Origin of the sequence: Flavobacterium petrolei, from assembly GCF_003314435.2 — a bacterium.
In the GTDB taxonomy this organism is placed as follows: domain Bacteria; phylum Bacteroidota; class Bacteroidia; order Flavobacteriales; family Flavobacteriaceae; genus Flavobacterium; species Flavobacterium petrolei.
This window is the reverse complement of the sequence record NZ_QNVY02000008.1, coordinates 19,345-35,867: the sequence shown is the minus strand read 5'-3', so window position 1 is coordinate 35,867 and position 16,523 is coordinate 19,345. Positions and strand designations below refer to the sequence as shown.

Annotated in this window: 14 protein-coding genes, 1 tRNA gene and 2 pseudogenes; 7 read left to right on the top strand and 10 right to left on the bottom strand. The window is 34.7% G+C overall.

What is annotated here, in order from left to right; all coding sequences use genetic code 11:
• The 6 genes and pseudogenes from DR871_RS16505 to DR871_RS16050 all read right to left on the bottom strand — a co-directional run.
• A pseudogene (locus DR871_RS16505) lies at positions 1-318 on the bottom strand (hypothetical protein); the annotation flags it as partial.
• A 17-nt stretch (positions 319-335) separates the two neighbouring features.
• Entirely contained in the window at positions 336-554 is a 219-nt protein-coding gene (locus DR871_RS16070; protein ID WP_113667192.1) for a PRTRC system protein C, read from the bottom strand.
• A 17-nt stretch (positions 555-571) separates the two neighbouring features.
• On the bottom strand, positions 572-1,108 hold the full coding sequence (locus tag DR871_RS16065; protein ID WP_113667193.1) for a PRTRC system protein E: 537 nt from the start codon (positions 1,106-1,108) through the stop codon (positions 572-574).
• 12 nt (positions 1,109-1,120) lie between these two features.
• Entirely contained in the window at positions 1,121-1,315 is a 195-nt protein-coding gene (locus DR871_RS16060) for a hypothetical protein (protein WP_113667194.1), read from the bottom strand.
• Positions 1,316-1,372: 57 nt separating this feature from the next.
• A complete protein-coding gene (locus tag DR871_RS16055; protein ID WP_113667195.1) occupies positions 1,373-2,446 on the bottom strand; it encodes a DUF932 domain-containing protein in 1,074 nt (357 codons plus the stop codon).
• Positions 2,447-2,491: 45 nt separating this feature from the next.
• Positions 2,492-2,869 carry a single-stranded DNA-binding protein gene (locus DR871_RS16050; protein WP_113667216.1) on the bottom strand — a complete coding sequence of 126 codons (378 nt, stop codon included), beginning with the start codon at positions 2,867-2,869 and terminating at the stop codon, positions 2,492-2,494.
• A gap of 599 nt (positions 2,870-3,468) precedes the next feature.
• On the opposite strand from DR871_RS16050, the gene DR871_RS16480 reads away from it, so the two are divergent.
• Positions 3,469-3,618 carry a hypothetical protein gene (locus DR871_RS16480; RefSeq protein WP_165355352.1) on the top strand — a complete coding sequence of 50 codons (150 nt, stop codon included), beginning with the start codon at positions 3,469-3,471 and terminating at the stop codon, positions 3,616-3,618.
• A 160-nt stretch (positions 3,619-3,778) separates the two neighbouring features.
• Here DR871_RS16480 and DR871_RS16045 read toward each other — a convergent pair.
• Both DR871_RS16045 and DR871_RS16040 read right to left on the bottom strand, forming a co-directional pair.
• Positions 3,779-3,851, bottom strand: a tRNA-Met gene (locus DR871_RS16045).
• Positions 3,852-4,125: 274 nt separating this feature from the next.
• Positions 4,126-6,150: an ATP-binding protein gene (locus DR871_RS16040; RefSeq protein ID WP_113667196.1), complete on the bottom strand. Its 2,025-nt coding sequence runs from the start codon at positions 6,148-6,150 to the stop codon at positions 4,126-4,128.
• A 491-nt stretch (positions 6,151-6,641) separates the two neighbouring features.
• Here DR871_RS16040 and DR871_RS16035 point away from each other — a divergent pair, with 491 nt between their 5' ends.
• From DR871_RS16035 to DR871_RS16010, 6 genes and pseudogenes are all read left to right on the top strand, one after another.
• Positions 6,642-8,738: an ATP-dependent nuclease gene (locus DR871_RS16035; RefSeq protein WP_113667197.1), complete on the top strand. Its 2,097-nt coding sequence runs from the start codon at positions 6,642-6,644 to the stop codon at positions 8,736-8,738.
• Positions 8,729-10,486, top strand: a complete 1,758-nt coding sequence (locus DR871_RS16030; RefSeq protein WP_113667217.1) for a UvrD-helicase domain-containing protein — start codon at positions 8,729-8,731, stop codon at positions 10,484-10,486. Before DR871_RS16035 ends, DR871_RS16030 begins: the two co-directional genes overlap by 10 nt.
• Before the next feature lie 37 nt (positions 10,487-10,523).
• Entirely contained in the window at positions 10,524-11,900 is a 1,377-nt protein-coding gene (locus DR871_RS16025) for a hypothetical protein (RefSeq protein ID WP_113667198.1), read from the top strand.
• A gap of 203 nt (positions 11,901-12,103) precedes the next feature.
• Positions 12,104-12,418 carry a hypothetical protein gene (locus DR871_RS16020; RefSeq protein ID WP_113667199.1) on the top strand — a complete coding sequence of 105 codons (315 nt, stop codon included), beginning with the start codon at positions 12,104-12,106 and terminating at the stop codon, positions 12,416-12,418.
• Positions 12,419-12,490: 72 nt separating this feature from the next.
• A pseudogene (locus DR871_RS16015) lies at positions 12,491-12,685 on the top strand (JAB domain-containing protein); the annotation flags it as partial.
• Positions 12,686-12,887: 202 nt separating this feature from the next.
• Positions 12,888-14,438 (top strand): Fic family protein, encoded by a 1,551-nt coding sequence (locus DR871_RS16010; protein ID WP_113667200.1) that lies wholly within the window; start codon positions 12,888-12,890, stop codon positions 14,436-14,438.
• Between the two features lie 260 nt (positions 14,439-14,698).
• Here DR871_RS16010 and DR871_RS16005 read toward each other — a convergent pair whose 3' ends face one another.
• Positions 14,699-15,841, bottom strand: coding sequence for a tyrosine-type recombinase/integrase (locus DR871_RS16005; protein WP_113667201.1), 1,143 nt, complete (start codon positions 15,839-15,841; stop codon positions 14,699-14,701).
• The gene (locus tag DR871_RS16000; RefSeq protein ID WP_242497136.1) at positions 15,838-16,401 is read right to left on the bottom strand and encodes a helix-turn-helix domain-containing protein; all 564 of its coding nucleotides are present in this window, start codon (positions 16,399-16,401) and stop codon (positions 15,838-15,840) included. Before DR871_RS16000 ends, DR871_RS16005 begins: the two co-directional genes overlap by 4 nt.
• Positions 16,402-16,523 lie beyond the last annotated feature (122 nt).

The window sequence follows — 16,523 nt, the reverse complement described above, 5'->3', positions numbered from 1 at the left end:
CGTTTGTAACGGTTCAATGCCGTAATGCTCTGTAAGTTGGGAAAGGGACTTGTAAAAATCCCTTTGCGTTTTTGCTGTTTTCTTACAATCCTGTGTGGATTGTGTTGTTTTCAGTTTAGGCAGAAACGCACACTTTAGAAAACCATTGGTAGCATGGCTATCGGTACAGATTTTTGTTTGTCTTTCCGTACTTCGTTTGTGTCTTTGGCTCTTTGCATCCATTGTGAGAACTCGCCCAATTGTCGGTGCAGTTGCCGTTGTGTTTTCTGTTCGGGTATGCTGATAGTTCCCGCTAGGATATTGCGTTGCATAGTTCATTGTTTTTGATTTTTGGTTTAACCTTTTGTTCCCATTACGCTCTCTAATTTGTATTCTATCCTATCATCACGGATAATGGGGGCAGATATTTTTGCGGTGGTTAGTATGGGATATGTATTGGCGTAAAAATTCAATACCGCTTCCACACTCCAACGTGGTTCGGGGTCGGTCAGTGTGATGTCCTGTCCTTTGTCTTTAAGTATAAATACTCGTTCTAACTGTGTTGCTAATAACATAACTGTTGGATTTTGCGTTAAACGGTAGGTTGTTCTATCGCAAACAGACCTGTTGAAGAAAATTGGTTTGATAGTTCCGATTTACGTTTGCTTATCTCGTCTGCCTTTTCGGAATAGTCGTTAATTTCGGGTACTTTTATCCACGCTTCACGGAATTTGCCCTCTTTTTCCAATTCGTCTGCCTTTACCATACCGTCTTTAAACTTCTTGTCTTTGGCTTCCTGTTCTTTCTTTTGTGTGTCGGATTTTTCCTTTTCCATTGCCGATTGCTTTTTGGCTACTTCCAATTGCTTCATAAAGGCTTCCATATTTACCATTAAACCCGAAGCGGTTTGCAAAGGCGTTGTTATCTGCTGAAAAAATCCCTCGTCCAATTCTTCTGCCGTTCCCCGCAGATTAAGCGGTGGTATCAGTTGTTTCGCATTATCTCCACATTGCTCATTTTGAAGTATTATGGAAACAATAAGGGTGTTTTCTATACCCTTTGATATAGTGAGTTGTAAATCTCCTGTAATGCCTATTTGCGCTATCTGATTGAAAAAATTTGCATTCATCGTTTTAAAAATTTAATTGTTGTTTAATCCTTCTTTTATTGTTGTCAGCTTCTCGTACATATCTGTCCAATAGACGTTCTGCTTTTTGTCATAATCGGAGTAGCTTTCATCCTTGTGTCTGTACTTTTTATACCGTTTGGTTATTCGGATTGCTTCGTTGAGGTCTGTTACTTCAATAGGGCAACCGTTTAAGTCTGTTACTTTCATTTTCTGCTATTTAAAGGCAACCACCCGTAGGCGGTCACCTGTGGTTATACATTCAGATTAATTGAAATTGAATACATCTGAACCGATTTTATCGAAAGAAGTGCATAATTCAAATGCTTTCTGTGATTTGATTTGAGCTGTTCCACCCATTACAATACTTTGTAACTTGGCTTCATCATCTTTGTAATTGCGTACATTCTGATAGTAGCCTGTCACAGCATTGTACGCCCCGAACAATGTGCCTTTGGTGGTATCCATTTGTTGAGTGTCGCTTGTCATAGCGTATGCAAAGGCATCTTGCACAACATTTTTGAACACGGTGGAAACTTCATCTTCCGCACCCTTTTTAAGCAAATCCAATGTTTCCTTGTTCGGGCAAAGAGCCAATTGGATTAGTTTTTTTACTTCTTGGTCAGTCACCTTTACTTTAGCCCACTGGTTGAATATTCCTTCTAACTGGTTGCTTAAGGTATCCGCTAATCCCATAACCTTGTGGGCATTTTCCAAATGCTGTTTTGCTCCCGAAGTATGTTTGATGCGTACCACGTTGCTCATCGAACGAAGCGAGGCGTTAAGGGTATTTTGGCAAACAATACGGATAGGGGTGAAGGCTGCTGTTATGCTTCCACTGCCATCGTGTGAAGTGGTCAGGAAAATGTACTTTTCCGTTACATCATCGCCATTTCCTACTCGGATATAATCTGGCAGTTTGGCGGTGATAAAGATGCGTTCCCCTTGTCCCAATGCTCCTGCGGTTTCGTATAATATTCCTTGTGAACCACCTACAATAGCATCAAAGAAATTGAATGCTTCACGGTTTTGTACGATGTGATAGTCTTTACCAACCACGCCCAATACGGCATTGTTATCGGCACGGATATTGGCATAATAGGATGGTACTTCCAATTCGCTACTGCCTATTTCAATACCGTTTGTGGTTTCGATGATGCCCGAACCTTTGGTATATAGTGGTGTTTTAATGACTTCATAATCTAATCCTGCGTGCTTGATTGCTTCTTCGCTTGTAGGGTATTGCTCTACGACTTGCCCTAAGCCGTGCCACGCTTTTTCTTTTACGCTAAAGAATGAATAACGTCCTGTTGTGCTGTTGAAATTGATATTATGTGCCATGATAAAATGATTTTAAAAGTTTAAAAATTGTTTAGATACTTGTTATTAAAATGGGAGGTCGTCCTTTTCCTTGCTATTGTTGGTCCCTGTGGGAGTTTGTACCGTTTCGGATTTTTTGCCACCCCCGTGCAGTTTGATTTGCGAGGTATTGAAATTCAGCCCTGCGTGTGCTTCTCCGTCACTGCCCGTCCACGCCCTTGCACTTACTCTGCCTGTGAGTTCTACGACAGTACCTTTTGTAAGTATCTTGGCAACGTTAGGACTAAGCCAGTATGCGCAGTCGAAGTATGTTGTCTGCTCTACGCGTTCGCCAGATTTATTTCGGTAGCTGTCGTTGATGGCTACTGAAAAGTTTACTACCTGTTTGCTGTTTGACACATTGCGTACCTGCGCATCCGCTGTCACTCTTCCAATGATGTTCATGATTTCTACGATTTTTAGTGAATTACTTTTTTTTGAAATTTTATTCGGCAATGAGAGGAGGTGCTGTTTTGTTTCATCAAATCCATTTGTAATATTTTATTTCTCATTGCTGACATTTTTTTTATTCGTCTAAAGAGCCGGAGTATGCTATGTTTCGTTTCATGAGCATAAAAAGGTGAGTGTTTAGCAATAGCAAGGCTTTGATAAAAAATACAACCTGGATGGGTGGAGATTTTTTATCAAATCTGAAGGACCAGGCCTTGCTATTGCGTTAAGAACACGGAGTTACCTTTGCTCCTGAAATAAGACAAAAGCATACTGGTTTTTGAATACAAAAATGAAGGGGAAGCAACGAAGAGATTGGTAAATGGTTCTAATGATCAGAAAATTTCATCAATATGACAAAATCTATAAATCGATGTTTAAGATTTTTTTTTTAAAACTGCTGCCGAGGGAGTTATTGATTGATAATATTAGATGTAGTTACAGCACAAATAGTTGGTGCTGCTGTTGTTGGTGCTGCTAAATAATTATATAGTTGTTCACCAATATCAAGTGTTCACGTTTTCGTGAACGTAAGTATAAAGTGAACAAGATGAATGAGCAGTACATTATACAGAATGCAATACACAATCTTCTCAATGATGAAATACGAGCTGAATGGAGAAGTACCAACTGATGATTTCATTGATGGAAAGCTAACGCTTCACATGAAATATCATCCAGGTTGTATTAAATGTAGAAGTTAAAAAAGAACTACGTGGTATGCATCTTAATTTTATAGAGAATAAGGCACGCAACATTCAATTATACTTTAAATAACGACCCTCTTGGTACAAAATTTGAACCTTTTATTAGAAGATTTAAAGATTTTAAATGAATTAGATAGTATTTTTTTTACTGTTCTAGTTGCGGGAATTGTACTCTAACCTGTGACCTCCGGGTTATGAGTCCGGCGAGCTGCCTATTGCTCTATCCCGCGATGTGCGTTTGTATTTTCAATAAAATTCTTAGTAGCCCTAACGGGACAATTCTCGAATCATTTTGTTAGTGATTTGACTAAATTGAATATCGTTTGAATTAAACTAAACATACTATTTCATTATAAGATCATAGAAGTTTGTTTCTACTTTTGAAACAGGCATTCCAGTAGAGTCCAGAACCCTTTTTTTAGCCCTTTATTATATAGTACTTCAGAAACGTCGTAGAAAAAAGGTCACCTATAGATGCACGAGATAAAAAAAGTTCACTGGTTCTTATTTTAATTTAATTTCTTTCAATTGTATTGCTGAATTTTTTTGAACTGTTTTAATGGCTTGATCTGCACTATTAACATGAGTAATTAATAGTTCTCTTTCTAACTTTAATTTTTCATTTAGATAATTATATTTTATTTCAAAGTCAGCAAAAATTTCACTCCAAGTTTTTGCATAAACTTTTATCCTCCCATCATCTAAATGCATAATTAATGAACGGGTTCCATGAGGTTTATTTGTAATTATTTGATTCTGAATAAAATTAGTCGTGTCAAATTTATTTCCAATAAGATAAAATTCCCAGGACATATTTGGCGCATTGAACTCTGGCTGTTTTTGAATTAATTCCAAATAATTATAAACTTGACTATATTGGCTGTTTCCAAGATTTATTTGGGGATGTTTAAGCTCAATAACTATATTCTCAATTCTATGCAATAACGTATTTTGCCTGCAGGCAAAAATATCCATTTCTTTAAGCCTATGCGGATGATCTATTTCTACAGCGGTATCCTTATCGGTTAAGAGGTTAATGTATCTTCTTAAAGCTTCTTCAAATTTAGGTTCAGCGGCAGTTACTAAATGATATTGTTCTCCAAAAATCCAATAATGGCTTTCAATTAATTTTTGTAAGTGATCGACCTCATTGGCTTTCAGATCCTTATTATAAACTAACTCTTTGAGAATATTGATTGTTTCATATCTATCCTGAATTAACTTTAGTGTCTCAATAACCCTGTTTAGTTTTGTGGTCTTGAAAATTTTTGCAAGATCTTCTCTTTCTTTTGTTGAAAGGTCAAGGATTTCATCAAGTACTTTAAATATATCCTCTCTTTCGTTAGAATCAAGTAACAAGTCAAGAAACCGAACAAATGTTTTTTTTTGATTAATGTTTAGGCTGGTAAATAATTTGGGCTGAATTTCATATAGACTTTTTAGTGTTTCAATTAAATCTTCTTTTTTGAATCTTTCTTCCCATTCTGTTTTGTAGTTCGGAAGAATGCCAGTTTCTTCATAATTCTCAATAAGTTTATCTGCAAACTGCCTTAGGAAAGGTTTTCTTTTATCTCTTAATACCTGATTAATTACCTTTATAAGATAACGATATTCAGACGAAGATTTAGCTTTTCCAAATAATTTGCCCTGCGTTTCGTATTCGGAACTATTAAAATCAAAATCATTAAAATATTCACTTTGTATATAAACGCTGTGAAAGAATTCATCTCCTTTTTTATTCAGTGTTGTATGATCTTTGTAAACCTCATTCTCTTTATCATTTAAAAAATAATATTTTGAATATTCCTGATGCAATGATTCTTTCCATTGAATAAATTTAATTTTGAATACTGTTTCCTCGCCTGATTTACTATCTGAATAGCTAATGGAAATTTTTTCATCTCTTTCAGCTATATTGAACTCATAGTCTAAAGGGATATTATTTATTTTAATTTGAAATTTTTTATGTTTATTTAATTCTAAAAACCAACAAAACTCCCTGATTAAAAAAGGAATAATTATTTTATCCATTTCATTTTCAGAAATCTGAATATTAGTAAAAGTGACTATAGTTCCGGGAAAGTCAGCTTCATTTTCAACTTTTTCTGCTTTATAATCCGTAAGCTCATTACTATTGATTATTATGGTATTAGTTTCAAACTTTTTTCCATTCAAAAAAGTTGTCAACCATTTTGCACTATGAGCAAAAGTGAAAAAAGTTAACCTGCCGACTCCATTCTTTCCATGCATAGCCGATGTATGTTTAGGAGCAGAAACTTTTATGGCTTTTTCAGATTCATAAAAAGGTTTAAATTTTGTATTTAATTTACTATGATTGATACCATATCCATTGTCTATTATTTCCAAATATTCCAGTGATCCAAAGTTGCTTACGGTATAATTTATATTGACAGAGTTTGCTTTAGCGTCAAACCCATTCCAAATATATTCCGCAATAGAACTTGCAGTATCATAATTACTAAGAATCTTTTTTATTCCGTTAGAAGTTACATTTACATTTCCTGCCATAATTTAACTCGTTTATACTTTTGATTTAATTCTAGTATTATTGCACATTCAATTTTTTTTCCGCTTTTAAGAATTAGATATGCAGTCAAAAGCAGAGTAATCGTAAAGGTAGTTTTTTTCCTGATTAAGCATAAGCTTATTTATTGTCCAGTATTTTATTGACAAAAAGTTTATGTGAATTTATTCAAGTGACCAATTAGAGGATACGGAGTGTTATAAGTCTCGAAGGATGAGGAAGTGCAAGCGGAACTATTATGAACCTGTAACATACAGCGGGCAATATCTTGGTTGCCCTTTTAGTCCGTTTCGAATGGAAATATTATGTTTTACTTTATTAAAAAGAACAGGTATTTTTAGACAGGACTTATTTTTATAGTAAAGAATTAATTTCCCATTTAAAATCTGCAATTATGGAAAACCGTAAAAGAAATCAAATACCATTTTGTATGTTTGGTATTAATTGAGGCAATTTATCAATCAATATCTTAAAAATGTATATCTCTAATATTAAAATTCAAGGATTTAGAAATTTCGTAAATAATGAAATAGAATTTAACGAAGGCGTAAATGTAATTATAGGTCATAATAATGCAGGAAAGTCAAGTTTGATTAAAGCCATTGGCTTAATTATAAATGGAGATGCAAGCAGGCGCCTAGAAATTGATGATTTTTCAAAAAGTACATCTTTAATTGCGTTGCAGACAGATCCTCCAAAAGTTATAATTACCCTAACAATCTTGCAGAGTCCTGAAGAAGATTTAAATAGTGATGATTTAGTTACAGTTGCAAATTGGTTAACAAAGTTGGATGAGCCATATGAAGCCCAGTTAACGTATACTTTTTATCTTCCAATTGACAAACAGGCAGACTATATTTCTGAACTGAGCAACTGCACTACCAAAGATGAAGCATGGTTAATAATTAAACATCAATATTTAAGATTTTATACTTATAAAATATTTGGTGGAAACCCTGCATTACAAATAGTTGCAGATAGTGAGTCACTTCAGAAATTTGATTTTCAGTTTCTTAATGCTATTCGAGATGTTGAGAGAGATATGTTTACAGGAAGGAACACCATGCTGAGAGATGTTTTAGATTTTTTCATGGATTATGAAATTAAATCTGCGGATGAATCTGTAAAATCTTCAACTCAAAAATATCAGGAAATAAAGCAATTAAAATCTGATTTTACATCTAAAGCAGGTGTCTTGATTAATGAATTACAATCAAGAATGAAAGCTGGAAAAGATCATATTTTATCTTATGCTAAACAGACAGGAGCTACTTTTAATAATGCTGAACCAGATTTTGATGGGACTATTTCTGATGTGGATATGTATTCTGCGCTTAAACTTATTATCGGTTACAGTGGGCTTGATATTAAAATTCCCGCAACTCACAATGGTTTAGGATATAATAACCTTATTTTTATGTCGCTATTGCTTGCAAAAATGCAGGTGAATTCCGATGGTAAATATTTAGGTTCCAATGCAAAAGTTTTTCCCGTGCTTGCTATTGAAGAGCCTGAAGCGCATTTGCACCCCGCTATGCAATACAAATTCTTAAAATTTTTAAAAGAAAATAAAGAAGATAGAAAAGTAAGACAGATTTTTGTAACAACTCATTCAACCCAAATTACATCTGCTGTTTCTCTTGATGAGATTATCTGTCTTCATAATGAGAATGGGACAATTAATGTAGGTTACCCTGGGAAAACATTTCCTGACACAGCAGCAGGTAAAAAATCTAAAGCATATGTGCAGCGTTTTTTAGATGCTACCAGATCAGATATGCTGTTTGCTCAAAAGGTCATTTTTGTTGAAGGATTAGCAGAACAAGTTTTATTACCAACTTTGGCAAAATATTGTGCCATTGAAATGGAAGACTATCATATAGCAGTCATTCCCGTTGGTGGCAGATTTTTTGATCATTTTCTTCCCTTGTTTGATAAAAATAAACCATTTACAATTCATAAGAAAGTTGTCTGCCTAAAAGATAGGGATCCAGAACGAAAATTAAAAACCGGAGGTAGTTTCACAAGTTGTTATCCTTTTCAATTCAATCAGGAACCCGCTCTTTATGATTATAAAGACCACGTGACAGATAAAATTACTGAGTATTCTGCACATCCGAATATTCGTTTTTATGGACAAAATCATAGAAAAGGAAAGACATTTGAATATGAGCTTTTATTAAATAATATTGGTACGGATATTCTTATTACGGAATATATGACTAACAGGAGTGAACTTTGTACACTAATAGATTTTCACAAAGCTAAAAAATTACCGGTCGATTTTTTCGAAGAAATTCATAAAAGTGATTCTAAAACTAAATTTATGGAAGCAATTGAGGCTATAACTGATCCGAGCTGGACAGACGAAGATAAAACACAAGCAATCGTTGCGTACAGATATTTGGCATCTATTGGTAAAGGTGAGAATGCTCTTGAACTGGCAAATGTATTAGAAGAAAATTTGAAACTGCCTCATATTGCACCAGCGGAAGATCCAACAACAAGCATAAGAACTTCATTTGTTGTTCCTCAATATATTTTTGATTCAATTACATGGGTATGTCAGTAATAACTATTAGTTCAGGAGATTTGATTCCAATTGAAAAGCATTTTAGAATTTCTGCAGGTCCAGGAGCAGGTAAAACTTATTGGCTAGTCAATCATATCGAAAATGTTCTTCAAAATTCCAATAGATTGGGATGTTACAAGAAAATAGCTTGTATAACTTATACTAATATTGCAGTTGAGACTATTGTTAAAAGAATGGATTTTATAGCAGATCGAGTTGAAGTTTCAACAATTCATGGTTTTATTTACGCAAATATAATCAAGCCCTATATGAGTTTCATTGCTGCGGATTACGAATTCGATGTTTTGAGAATGGATGGGCATGACGAGCATTTTATAAGCAGAAAAAAAATTGTTGAATGGCTAAACAATCATCCAAATAGCAGTCGTTTTGCAGCACCGTATAATTTGCAACAGCTTACCAGGCTTGATCACAATATTTCAGCATTAGGGAAATGGCTGTCTTCTATTGCTTATACTTTAAATGGAATCAATATTGAACTGTCAATTGATAATTCGAAGGCATTTTATATGGATGGTGAAGTTCGAAGAAATATAGGTGTAACCACATGCCTGAATAAATTGCTACCAGGTCTTTTGGAGTATAAAAAACTTTTTTGGAAAAATGGTGTCCTGCATCATGATGATGTGCTATATTTTGGATATATTTTACTACAGAAGTATCCTTTCATAGTAAGGGTCTTAAGATCAAAGTTTCCTTATTTTTTTATTGATGAGTTTCAGGATACCAGCCCAATTCAGGCTGCTATACTAAAAATTATCGGTGAATCTGAAACAATTGTAGGTATAATAGGTGACAAGGCACAGTCAATTTATAGTTTTCAAGGCGCAGACCCTAATTATTTTACCTGTTTTAGTTTACCATCGATTCAAGATTATCTTATAGCTGATAACAGAAGAAGCAGTATTGAAATTATAAATGTTTTAAATCATATTAGAACCGATATAGTTCAGAATCCAATTCGTGCGGCTAATGGTGAAAGAGTTATTATGTATGTAGGTGATATCAACACTTCACTGGATTTGGCCAGAGAAAAATCTGATGGTAATCTAACCGTTTTATCTAGAGATAATATTACTTCTAATGCGCTAAAAAGGCAAATGAATTCTTCTTTGCCATTAGCAGATCTTATTTCTTCCTTAAGTAATATAGATGAGAGAATAAGAAGAAGTACTGTCATATCGAGTTTAACCGCTATTGAACTTGCACAGCAAAAAAAGTTTAAGGAAGCAATAAAAGAAATGGAGAAGAATTTTAGAGGAATCAAGGATAAACACGAACGAAAAAAGATAGCTCTCAGTAAGATTTGTTTTTTGACATCTTTGTATTTAGATTATAAATCAGTGCCACTCTTTAACTTCTATGAATTAATAAAAGAACATGTAAAAACAGACATGGTCAAACTTACCAGAGGGGCTGCACGCCAATTTTATGACAGTACAACTTATGAACAACTTGCAGTATGCATCAAATTAGCAGATGATGATTCTCCAAGCAGAACTATTCATAAATCAAAAGGTGATGAATTTGATAATGTTTTAGTGGTACTACGAAAGGAAGCAGATTTAAAATTTTTGCTCCAGCCTCCACTTTTAAGCGAAGAACAGAGAGTTTTTTACGTAGCTGTAAGTAGAGCAAAAAATAAACTTTCCATATATTCACCAACTCTGTCAGCGGATGAAGAGGACAAAATTAAACATCTTATGGAGGTCATCAGAATTCCTTAATGTCTAATTAAAATTTTAACTCCTTTAAATATAAAATATGGACGATAATAATACTGATGAATGGATTCATTTTGCCAAGCAGGGATTAGACTGGTTAATAAAAAAAATGGGGCAAGAGGAGTGGTATCGAAGAAGACAAAACGTAGCAGATTATTTTCATCAAATTAAGATAATAAACCAAAGAAAAGGAGGCATACATCAAGGAGATTTAAGTAATGAGTTTTCGCCTATAGCAGTATATAATGATTGGATGACATGGTACATGTATCTGATGGAATCAGTTTTTGAACGACAAGGTTGTGATGATCCATTTCAATCTTCACGAATATATCCTTTTTTTGTTACAATTGGAAGAGATGTTGATGCCTTAGAGGGTATGAAAGGTATTGAGGAAAAGCTAAAAATAATGTTTAATGAAAAACAAAATAAACCTGATTCTACCTTATATGAATTGGCTGTAGCTTTATTGTATCATAGAAATGGCTGGTCTGTTGAATTTCTGCCAGAGAATATAAAGAGAAAAACTCCAGATTTACAAATTACTAAAAATAGGCAGAAATATTGGGTGGAGTGTAAACGTGTAGCAAAAGTGCCGGACTACGCAGAGGAGGAAAGATTAGAGTGGCAAAAAAGACTTTTTCACCTTATGAATGCAATGCGAATGGTTGGTCGTCCAGCTTTTTCAGAGATAATTTTTAAAGTACCTATAGATCAAGTTAAGGAACATGTGCTGGCATCAGCGTATTTACACTACATTAATGGGGATTTTTCTCAGGATGGTGCTTTTTTTTCTACTGAAGAATTGGATTTTAAGATGACATGGTTAAACTTAGAGGCAATTAATGAGGAACTCAAAGCGAGTTCCGTAAAACCAAACTCGCCATTTATGATTAAACTAGTCACAGGGGAATATCATATGGACGGAAATTATACTCTAGCACTTAATCCATCACTTATTGAAAGTGTAAATCCTGATAATAAACTTTATGTATTAAATGATTTTTATGCAGGAATTCATTCAGCCTATGCTGCAAAATGGGAATGTATTGCAGAAGAATCTATAGACAGGAAGGCTAGTAATTTAAGAAGAAAATTGATTCAGGCTGTGAACCAAATCCCGCAAGAAGGGAAAGGTATCATACATATTGGCTATGAGACGGTAACTGGGTCCGAAGTAGAGATACGTCGTGAGGAGAAAATAAAAAAAATGATAGGTGAATTTGATTTTCGACCTAAAGATATTGTTAGCTTATATTTAAATTCAATGCAGTTCTTAACTGATGTAAATAGGATAGATTGGGAAGAGACAACAATTCGGTATGAACAGTCTCCTGGTAATATTCTAACAAATTTACTACTATTTGATGTTCCTGATACTATAGCAAGTGATTCCGTGCATTGGAGAGAGAATTAAAATTAACTAACATAAATAAAGAAATACACTATGATTTTTAAAAATTCAATTTAAATAAGAAAGATTTTAAATTTATTGATCGACAGATTTTAAGAATTTTAACTATAAAACGAGAGGAAAAAGAAGTAGGTAATATTTCCTATTATAGAAAAAATAATTCAGAAACTAAGGATGTTTTTGATAAAAACTTATTAAATATTTTTTTGGATAAATACCCACAATCCACAGTAGAACTAATTGCTATAGATACTGATTCGATGAAAAAAAGTTACGAAGATGTTATAATTAGAAAATACAAAATACAACCAGTTATAATTCATTTTATTCAGGAAGTAGGATTGCCTAATCAATTATTTGGAAATGCAGGTGAAGTTTTCCAAAGTAAAAAAACAAATTTCAATATTAATATTGCTACTACTCGTGAGGAATTTTTAAAAGATTTGGAGAATAGATATGAAGTTTTAATTCCTGCTAATGTTGAGAATGAAGCCCTTCTGGATTCTTTTATACCACTGTAGATTGCCATATAATAGAATTTAAAAGATCTAAGATTTGACCAAAGACGCACACAAACTGGCTCTTTAAGCTTGGATTATAATAAAATAGAATTCTTAGAGCAGTTCAAAGTATTGTTTATGAATCAAGCTTACAAGACACTTGGAATTTACGAAATCTCTTCTGGAGGAATTGCTGGAACTGTTGTAGATCTTAGATTTATATTATCAGCAGTTCTTAAGGCAAATGCTATATCTCTGATGATGATTCACAATCATCCTTCAGGAAAGTTCACAATCATTATTGGCAAAACTATTGATTAATTTATTATATTTGCATGATAGGCTAATTTACACGCAACAATATAAGCTAATTTAAGCACAACGCAATAGGCTAATTTATGTGCGACACAATAGGCTAATTACGATGCGAAACTGGTAAGCTTTTGTTTTTAAAAAATAGTAGGTAAATAATTCAAAAAAAAAAGAATAAATGGCGACACCTGGAGAAAAATTGGCGGCATCCCTTCAGACACTTCGTAATTTTCAGGAAGATCAGAATATTGTCGCAATAAAATCATCGGAAATAAACAGGACTCATAGAGAGCGTCTGATAAAAAATGGCTTCTTGAAGGAAGTATCCAGAGGTTGGTACATTGTGTCAAATCCCCACGAAACCGTAGGTGACACTACTTCATGGTATACATCTTATTGGCAATTCTGCTCACGTTATCTCAAGGATAAATATGGAGAAGCCTACTGCATTTCAGCTGATCAGTCTCTCATGATACATGCAGGAAATAGAACTGTACCTACACAGTTGATTATCCGTGCATTGCAAGCTTCAAACAAAGTCATACCATTGTTGTATAATACGTCATTACTGGAAATGAAGTCACCACTTCCATATATGGCCGATATTGTGGAGATAAATGGTATCAGAATGTTACCACTGCACTCCGCTTTGATAAACTGCTCTATAGCAATGTTCGAAAGGAATGCGGTCGATGTACGGGCCGCGTTGGCACTGGTTCAGGATGCATCCGAAATTCTCGGCTCACTTCTCGAAGGCTCACATTCAGTAGTAGCCGGAAGGTTAGCCGGTGCGTTTCGAAATATCGGACGAGACCGTATCGCTGATGACATTTTGAAAACAATGAAAGCCGCTGATTACAATGTACGCGAAACAGATCCTTTCCAAAGTAAATCTCCTGTTGCTCTATCATTCAGAGAAAGATCACCCTATGCAAACCGTATCAAGCTGATGTGGGATGAATGGCGAAAAGTTGTTATAAAGTATTTTCCCGATGAACCAGGTCTTCCAAAAGACAAAGAAAAATACCTTGAAGCTGTAGAACAGATTTATGTCACCGATGCCTATCATTCCCTTTCTATCGAAAGATATGTGGTATCGGTAGAGTTGATTGAAAAAGTCCGCATTGGCGATTGGGACATCAAGGGGAATGAAAATGATAGAAACCACAGGAATGCAATGGCAGCAAGAGGTTACTGGCAGGCTACACAAGCTGTAAAGAAAAGTCTCGGTAAAATTTTAGAAGGCGACAATGCAGGAAAAGTAGCTGACGATGACCATAGAGATTGGTATCAGGAATTATTTGCGCCCAGTGTGGCAGTCGGAATTTTAAAAGCTTCGGATTTGGCAGGATACAGAACCAATCAGGTCTATATTTCTAATTCTCTGCACGTACCTCTAAACAGAGATGCTCTGAGAGATGCAATGCCCACGCTTTTTGAATTACTCGAAAACGAAACCAGTGCCGCAGTACGTGCAGTGCTAGGGCACTTTATATTTGTGTACATACATCCCTATATGGACGGCAATGGTAGGATGGCAAGATTCCTAATGAATGTGATGCTGGCCTCGGGAGGATTCCCTTGGACTGTTATTCCTGTTCAAGAACGTGATCCTTACATGGCAGCTCTAGAAAGCGCAAGTGTGAGAGGTGATATAGAGCCCTTTACAATATTTCTTTCAAAACTGGTAAGTGAAAGCTTAAAGGGAAAACCAGTCGCAAGAATATAAATAGTTATGCGTCATTGCAGATAATCAAGCTCTCATTTTGAGGGCTTTTTACGCTATGATATTAAGGGTAACAGGTCCTAAACCCAAAAAATAATTATGGTGATTTCTGGAAAAGTTGTTCAAATAAGTAATCCATGGTTCAGTTATTACGTGAAAATTAATGCATCAAAATAAAATCTGCCTTTGACTTAAATCGACTGAAAAAGCCGCCTTAAGTCAAAGCCAAGGATTATTTTTTTATCAGTATTAATAACTTTACTTTATTTAAATGAAATTTTATTAGTTGTTTCTCTTTTTTTCTCGTCGATGATTTTTGTATATATCTGCGTTGTCTTTATGTTTTTGTGCCCCAACATTTTCGATACCGTAAAAATGTCGGTACCTGCCGCCATCTGTAATGTTGCATACGTATGACGAAAGCAATGAAATGTAATATGTTTCTCAATTGATGCGTCGTTAACCCAAATAGGTAGCAGCCGGTCTACATCCCATTTTTTTAAATCATAAAAGACTCTCTTATATTGATCCACTTTTTCACCTAAAAACTCGAATGCTTCCTGGGATATAGGAAGGGTTACTGGTCTATCAGTTTTCTGCTGTTTAAATCTTATGTAATATCCTTCACTTTTACTGTGCTGTACTTCTTCCCATGTAAGTTTTGATATATCGGAATAGCGCATGCCTGTGAGCAGAGAAAAAAGACTGACACGTTTGAGAATTTCCTTTTTACAAGGAGTTTTAAATAGCCTTACAGCTTCTTCCATGGTTAGAAAATTCCTTTGAGACTCTTGTTCCTTTATGCTTTCAATTGCAGCATTGACATCGGTCTGCAGCAATCCTTTTTTGTATGCTTTTCGAAGAGTAGCTTTGATCTTATTGAAATAAGTTAAAGCTGTATTCTGAGCTAAAAACTTACCCTTTTTCCTGATACATTTTGCCTTTAAGAGATACTCCCTAAAATCTTCTATAACAGTCACATCGATATCCTGTATCAGTATATCCTCATTCTTAAGAAAATTTTCAAAGTGGATAATGGCATAAGTCCAGATATCACCGTTATTACCCGTTTTATGCTCTGCAACAAGCTTGATATACTGCAGAAATGATTTTTCGCCAATCTCTTTAAGACGAAGTTGCTCCAGCTCAAAAGGATTGTAGATCTGCGGCTTATTTACTTCATTAAACCTATTTGCACAGATAATTTCAGCTTTATATAGATTCTCGGAATTCAAAGCCTTTTCAATAGCACTTTTTGGTTTTGGAACCAAAAATAAACTTAAATACTCCCTGCGGGAAAATTTACGGGCTTTAGTGTTATATATCGGAGGAAAAAAATCAAGATATAATGTGATCCTACCACTTGGAAGGGTTCTTTTTCTTAGCGTAACGTTTATATTTTTCATCTCTCCCCAACATTAAAAATTATATCAATATCCTGTTTGGCTACACAGGTGAATTTTCCAACGGAATATTTTACTATACCCTGCCGTTGAATCAATAGATAGAGTGCCCCCGAAGAAATATTGTACTTCTGCTGAATTTCCGTTATTGTATAGCAATTATCAAAACCAGGAAATTGCTGTCCAGTTTTCAAGGTTACATCCTGTACAGGAATTGCAAAAAAAGCTTCAAGATCGCATCGTCGGATAACGGTTCGTTTGCCAAACTTTGCAATGTCCAGCTGTCCATTGTTAACTAACCTGTAGATAGTACTTCTGCTGATTCCAAAAAGCAGGATTGCCTGTGTAATTTTTAAAAACTCCAACGGTTTTATTTTTTCCAAATCTGTATTTAAAAGCTGAACGATCTCGTTATTGCTTTTTTCTACTTTTCCTTTGCGTACAAGTGATTTATAGCCTCTACTGTTGCAAATGGGTGAACAATACCGCGTTCGCGTTGTTCTGGCTGTGAACTGTTTTTTACAGTGCTCACAAATTCTGATAACCTCAATGTTAGAACTCATAATGTGACTAATTTTTTGTCCCATTGTGTCTATGTGTCTCTCTGTGTGTCATCATTTCGCCAAAAAAAATTCCGATGAGGAAAATTATTTTCGTGGTACAATAATGGTACAAAAAGGAACAA

Bases quoted from the DNA above. Each gene is read 5' to 3' on its own strand.
- DR871_RS16070 (WP_113667192.1), bottom strand. From the start codon at position 554: ATGTTATTAGCAACACAGTTAGAACGAGTATTTATACTTAAAGACAAA.
- DR871_RS16065 (WP_113667193.1), bottom strand. From the start codon at position 1,108: ATGAATGCAAATTTTTTCAATCAGATAGCGCAAATAGGCATTACAGGA.
- DR871_RS16060 (WP_113667194.1), bottom strand. From the start codon at position 1,315: ATGAAAGTAACAGACTTAAACGGTTGCCCTATTGAAGTAACAGACCTC.
- DR871_RS16055 (WP_113667195.1), bottom strand. From the start codon at position 2,446: ATGGCACATAATATCAATTTCAACAGCACAACAGGACGTTATTCATTC.
- DR871_RS16050 (WP_113667216.1), bottom strand. From the start codon at position 2,869: ATGAACATCATTGGAAGAGTGACAGCGGATGCGCAGGTACGCAATGTG.
- DR871_RS16480 (WP_165355352.1), top strand. From the start codon at position 3,469: ATGAGCAGTACATTATACAGAATGCAATACACAATCTTCTCAATGATG.
- DR871_RS16040 (WP_113667196.1), bottom strand. From the start codon at position 6,150: ATGGCAGGAAATGTAAATGTAACTTCTAACGGAATAAAAAAGATTCTT.
- DR871_RS16035 (WP_113667197.1), top strand. From the start codon at position 6,642: ATGTATATCTCTAATATTAAAATTCAAGGATTTAGAAATTTCGTAAAT.
- DR871_RS16030 (WP_113667217.1), top strand. From the start codon at position 8,729: ATGTCAGTAATAACTATTAGTTCAGGAGATTTGATTCCAATTGAAAAG.
- DR871_RS16025 (WP_113667198.1), top strand. From the start codon at position 10,524: ATGGACGATAATAATACTGATGAATGGATTCATTTTGCCAAGCAGGGA.
- DR871_RS16010 (WP_113667200.1), top strand. From the start codon at position 12,888: ATGGCGACACCTGGAGAAAAATTGGCGGCATCCCTTCAGACACTTCGT.
- DR871_RS16005 (WP_113667201.1), bottom strand. From the start codon at position 15,841: ATGAAAAATATAAACGTTACGCTAAGAAAAAGAACCCTTCCAAGTGGT.
- DR871_RS16000 (WP_242497136.1), bottom strand. From the start codon at position 16,401: ATGAGTTCTAACATTGAGGTTATCAGAATTTGTGAGCACTGTAAAAAA.